The organism is Helicobacter sp. CaF467b (assembly GCF_022664765.1).
GTDB classification, from domain to species: Bacteria; Campylobacterota; Campylobacteria; order Campylobacterales; family Helicobacteraceae; genus Helicobacter_D; species Helicobacter_D colisuis.
Map to the genome: position 1 here is coordinate 1495950 of NZ_JALAIY010000001.1, position 5247 is coordinate 1501196.

At 30.2% G+C, this 5247-nt stretch carries 4 protein-coding genes; all 4 read left to right on the forward strand.

Translation table 11 applies throughout. The features are described 5' to 3' along the window. Positions 1 to 447 (forward strand): YgjP-like metallopeptidase domain-containing protein (locus MKD52_RS07680; RefSeq protein WP_242099835.1); only part of this gene is annotated, 447 nt, incomplete at its 5' end. Between the two features lie 192 nt (positions 448 to 639). After that, positions 640 to 3675 carry a type II CRISPR RNA-guided endonuclease Cas9 gene (gene cas9, locus MKD52_RS07685; protein WP_242099919.1) on the forward strand — a complete coding sequence of 1012 codons (3036 nt, stop codon included), beginning with the start codon at positions 640 to 642 and terminating at the stop codon, positions 3673 to 3675. Then, positions 3662 to 4552: a type II CRISPR-associated endonuclease Cas1 gene (gene cas1 / locus MKD52_RS07690; RefSeq protein ID WP_112056564.1), complete on the forward strand. Its 891-nt coding sequence runs from the start codon at positions 3662 to 3664 to the stop codon at positions 4550 to 4552. The genes cas9 and cas1 overlap by 14 nt, the downstream gene beginning before the upstream one ends. 17 nt (positions 4553 to 4569) lie before the next feature. Further along, the gene (gene cas2 / locus MKD52_RS07695) at positions 4570 to 4929 is read left to right on the forward strand and encodes a CRISPR-associated endonuclease Cas2 (RefSeq protein WP_242099836.1); all 360 of its coding nucleotides are present in this window, start codon (positions 4570 to 4572) and stop codon (positions 4927 to 4929) included. Positions 4930 to 5247 lie beyond the last annotated feature (318 nt).

Consider the following 5247-nt stretch of genomic DNA (forward strand, 5'->3'; position numbering starts at 1 on the left):
GGAGAATGGCAGAATATCCAAAATGTGGAAATCCAAAATGCTTGGAGAGAATTGCACCACTCCCCAATCCAAAAAGCGCAAAAAACTTTGATAAATTTTTATCAAAATGAGCTTGATTCTTATATTCAAGTCCGAATACCACTTTTCTCTACGCAAATGGGACTTTTTCCTAATAGAATCTTATATGGCAAAAGCTACAATCAACTTGCTTGCTGTTACCACAAAACTAAAAATCTTCGTTTTAGCCTAAGGCTTGCATTCACACCAAAATGGCTTATTAATTCAATTATTATCCACGAACTAGCTCATATTCGCTACCCCAATCACCAAAAAGATTTTTGGAATCTCATAAACACTTACGATCAAAATCCACAAAAGATTCACATTTGGCTTAAAGAACATCAAGATTTGTTACTTCTTTTGTATCAAAAAATCTTTAAAGCTTAATAAAAATATTATAAAAAGATTCTACCACCTTGTGAAAATATAAGGGTTTTAATAATAACAAGAATTTAACACTTGTGCAAAATTAGCAAAGCTTTCATCACTTTTAAGCAAATACAATCCCAATTGCTTTTTTCCTTTAAATTTTATGTTAATATCTAAAAAGATAAAAATTACAAAACAAAAAAAGGATTAATAATGAAAGTTTTGGGGTTTGATATTGGTATTAATTCCATTGGTTGGGCATTTGTGGAAAATAATGAATTAAAAGATTGCGGTGTTAGGCTATTTACTAAGGCAGAAAATCCAAAAACCAAAGAATCCCTAGCACTTCCACGCAGAAATGCAAGAAGCAGTCGTGTGCGATTAAGGAGAAGAAGAAGTCGGCTTCTTTCTTTAAAACACATTATTTCTAAAGAATTTGGATTGCACTATGGAGATTACATAGCCTTAGATGGGAATTTACCCAAGGCTTATACAGGCAAGATAGAGAGCATTTACAAACTAAGATATGAAGCCCTAAGCCAAGCAATTAGCAAAGAAGATTTAGCAAGAGTGATTTTACACATTGCCAAACATCGTGGTTATATGAATAAAAATCAAAAGACATCACAAGATAACGAAAAAGGTGCTATTTTAAGCGCCATAAAAGAAAATTCAAACAAGATTAAACACTACCAAACAGCTGGGGAATATCTCTACAAAGAATTTTTTGAAAACCTAAGAGATGGAACTAAGGAATTTAAAAATATCCGCAACAAAGCAATGAAAAACAAAAAAACAGGCAATATGGAATCAACTTATTACAATACCATTTTAGCAAGTGATTTAGAAAAAGAATTGAAGCTGATTTTAGAGAAGCAACAAGCTTATCATAACTATAGCGATACATTTATCAAAGAAGTTTTGGAGATAGCTTTTTATCAAAGACCACTAAAGGATTTTTCACACTTGGTAGGTTCTTGCACTTTTTATGAAAACGAAAAAAGAGCATGCAAGAATTCATATAGTGCTTGGGAGTTTATTGCCTTAGGAAAAATCATCAACTCTTTAGAAAGTATCAGAAAAGACACAGGAGAAATATTTTCTAATGAAATTCTTACACAGATTCTAAGTGAAGTTCTAGACAAAGGAAGTCTAAGCTACACAAAACTCAGAAAAATGATAAATCTAGATGAAAAAGTGAAATTCAAAGGGCTTAAATATGATAAAGAAAGCGTAGAAAAAACTAATCTAATAGAATTTAAAAAATTAAAAGAATTTAAAAAAGCATTAGGAGAGCACAACTTAGAGAGAAAAACTCTTGATGAAATTGCAACACGCATAACACTCACAAAAGATGAAAATCAACTCAAAAAACAACTAGAACAATATGCACTATCACAAAACCAAATTAACGCCCTTGTAGAACTTGATTTTAACGATCATATTAATCTTAGCTTTAAAGCACTCTATGAAATCCTGCCTTTAATGGAAAAGGGAAAGAGATACGATGAAGCTTGTAATGAATTAGGCTTGAAAGCTAAAACCAGCAATCAAAAAAGTGAATTTTTACCAGCCTTTTGTGATTCTATTTTTGCTCAAGAACTCACAAATCCTATTGTCAATCGTGCAATTAGCGAATACAGAAAAGTTTTAAATAGGCTTTTAAAAAAATATGGGAAAATGCATAAAATCCACATTGAGTTAGCAAGAGATGCGGGTTTAAGCAAAGAAGCAAGAAATAAAATAGAAAAAGAACAAAAAGAAAACAAAAACATCAATGACAATGCAGAAAAAACCTGCAAAGAATTTGGCTTAAAACCCAATGCAAAAAATATCCTAAAAATCAAACTTTGGAGAGAACAAGGTGAAATTTGTGCCTATAGTGGCAAAAAAATTACCATTGATGATTTAAAAGAAGATAAGGCATTGGAAGTCGATCATATTTATCCTTATTCAAGAAGCTATGATGATTCTTATAATAATAAAGTCTTAGTTTTTGTAAGGGAGAATCAACTCAAATTAAATCAAACCCCTTATGAAGCTTTTGGTTCTAATCAAGAAAAATGGAGCAAGATTCAAGTCTTAGCTCAAAAACTTCCTTACAAAAAGAAAATCAGAATCTTAGATGAAAATTTTAAAAACAAAGATCAAATTGAATTTATCAGCAGAAATTTAAATGACACAAGATATGCCACTTCCCTTATAGCTAAATACACAAAAGAATATTTAGAGTTTTTACCCCTAAGTGATAATGAAGATATAAGTTTAAGAAGTGGGGAAAAAGGAAGCAAAGCGCATGTGCAAACTATGAATGGAATGCTTACTTCTGTGCTAAGACACGCTTGGGGATTTTCACAAAAAGATAGAAACAACCACCTTCATCACGCCTTAGATGCAATTATTATTGCTTATAGCACAAACTCCATTATCAAAGCATTTTCAGACTTTAAGAAAAATCAAGAAATCCTAAAAGCAAAATTGTATGCCAAAAAGCTTACAAGCGAAGAATACAAAAATCAATCCAAATTTACTGGATTTGAAAAATATCGCTCTAAGATACTAGAAAAGCTTGATTCAATCTTTGTCTCCAAACCGCCTAATAAAAACACAAAAGGCGCATTGCATGAGCAAACTTTTTATAGTTATCAAGATATTTTAAAGGAATACAAAACACAAGAAGGACTAAAAAGAGCCTTAGAATGTGGCAAAGTAAGAAAAATAGGGACAAAATATGTCGTTAATGACAGAATGGTAAGGCTAGATATTTTTACAAAGGATAATAAATTCTATGGAATACCTATCTATACAATGGACTTTGCTTTAGGAGTGTTACCTAATAAGGTAGTTGTTGGCAGCACAGATAAAGACAAAGATAAAAAAATCCAAAAAGAATGGAAAACCATAGATGAAACCTATGATTTTTGCTTTTCTTTATACAAAGGAGATTTGGTATTGATTCAAAAAAAGAAAATGCAAGAGCCAGAATTTGCTTATTATAATGGTTTTGATATTTCAAACGCAAGTATCTCCCTAGAAAAACACGACAATAAATTTGAAAATTTAACAGAAAATCAAAAACTCCTATTCCCAAAAGCCAAAGAAGGGAATGTCGAAGTAAGAGGTATAGGAATACAAGGTTTAAAAGTCTTTAAAAAATATATGGTAACACCGCTAGGAGAGATTCAAGAAGCAAGAACTGAAGCAAGACAAAATATCCAACCAAGAAAAAAACATGGCTTACGATGAGGCTTTTAAGAGTATTTTGGTTTCAAGCAAGGCTAAATTAAGCCTTGAACTTGAACATCTTGTGATTCAACAAGATAAAAATATAGCCAAAATTTTTCTTAAAGATATTAATTTCATTATATTAGAATCACTCCAAGCAACCCTTACTTCAAAACTGCTTAGCACTTTAGCAAAACATAAAATTATCCTTTTAACTTGTGATGAATTTCATCATATTAATGGGATATTTTCTCCATTTCTAGGGCATTTTATGAGTGCAAAAGTCGCCAAAATGCAAATACAAGTCAGTTTGCAGAGAAAAGCGATTTTATGGCAAAAAATTATCAAAAATAAAATCTCCAATCAAGCCCATATCCTAAGACAAGCTCATCATGCAACAGAATCTGATGATCTTTTTAAATTAGCAAAAGATGTTACCCTAAATGATGCTAAGAATATAGAAGCAAAAGCTGCAATTTTATATTTTAAAACTTTATTTGGAAAAGACTTCACAAGAGAAAAGATATGTTTTATTAATTTTGCACTTAATTATGGTTATGCCATTGTAAGGGCTAATATTATTAGAGCAGTTTGCATAAGTGGGCTTCTACCTTGGTATGGAATAAAACATGATAATATCTACAATGATTTTAATCTTTGCGATGATTTAATTGAAGTTTTTAGACCATTAGTAGATTTTTATGTATTGCATTTAAAAGCTCCGAAAGATTGTGAATTTTTAGACAAAGAAAATAAGCAAAAACTAATCAACATATTGCAAAAAGAAGTAATATTAGAAAATAAAACCTACCCATTAAATAGAGCTATAAATTTCTATGTTCAAAATTTTAAAAATGCTTTATTAGAAAATGAAAATCTCATAAAGGTTAAATTCTAATGGTGAAGGATAAATTTATGCGGATATTACTAATGTTTGATATGCCAACAAAAAGCAAAAAAGATCAAAAAAATGCTACAAAATTTAGAAACGCATTAATAAAGCTTGGTTTTTTTATGATGCAATTTAGCGTTTATGTAAGAATCTGCAAAGGACTAATGTCTGCCAAAAGCACCATAAAATCTATAGAAAAGATTTTACCACCTTGTGGAAATATAAGGGTTTTAATAATAACAGAAAAGCAATTTGATAATATGCAAATACTTTTAGGAGAAGCATCTTTCAATGAGCAAATAAACAATAACAAAAACTTAACACTTTTTGAATGGAATGAAAATACACAAGATTATAAATATTCCAAAGAAAGCATAAAATAAAGATTCGGTTTTAAAAGGAATTTTAATCCTGCGTGGCTTACCGAAAACCACTTATTTTAGTCCCTTTTTAAATTACTCTAGTGAGATTCTAGTATATTTTTCACTAATTTTTCTACTTAAATCCCTGAATTTCTTGGTTTTTGGGGTATCTATTTTACCATAAAGAAATTTAAGAAGGGACTAAAACCCAAATCATAACTAGAACAGAAATTAAAGAATTTTACCATAAAGAAATTTAAGAAGGGACTAAAACCAATTGACCGATAATTTTTCAAAATCAAGTATTTTACCATAAAGAAATTTAAGAAGGGACTAAAA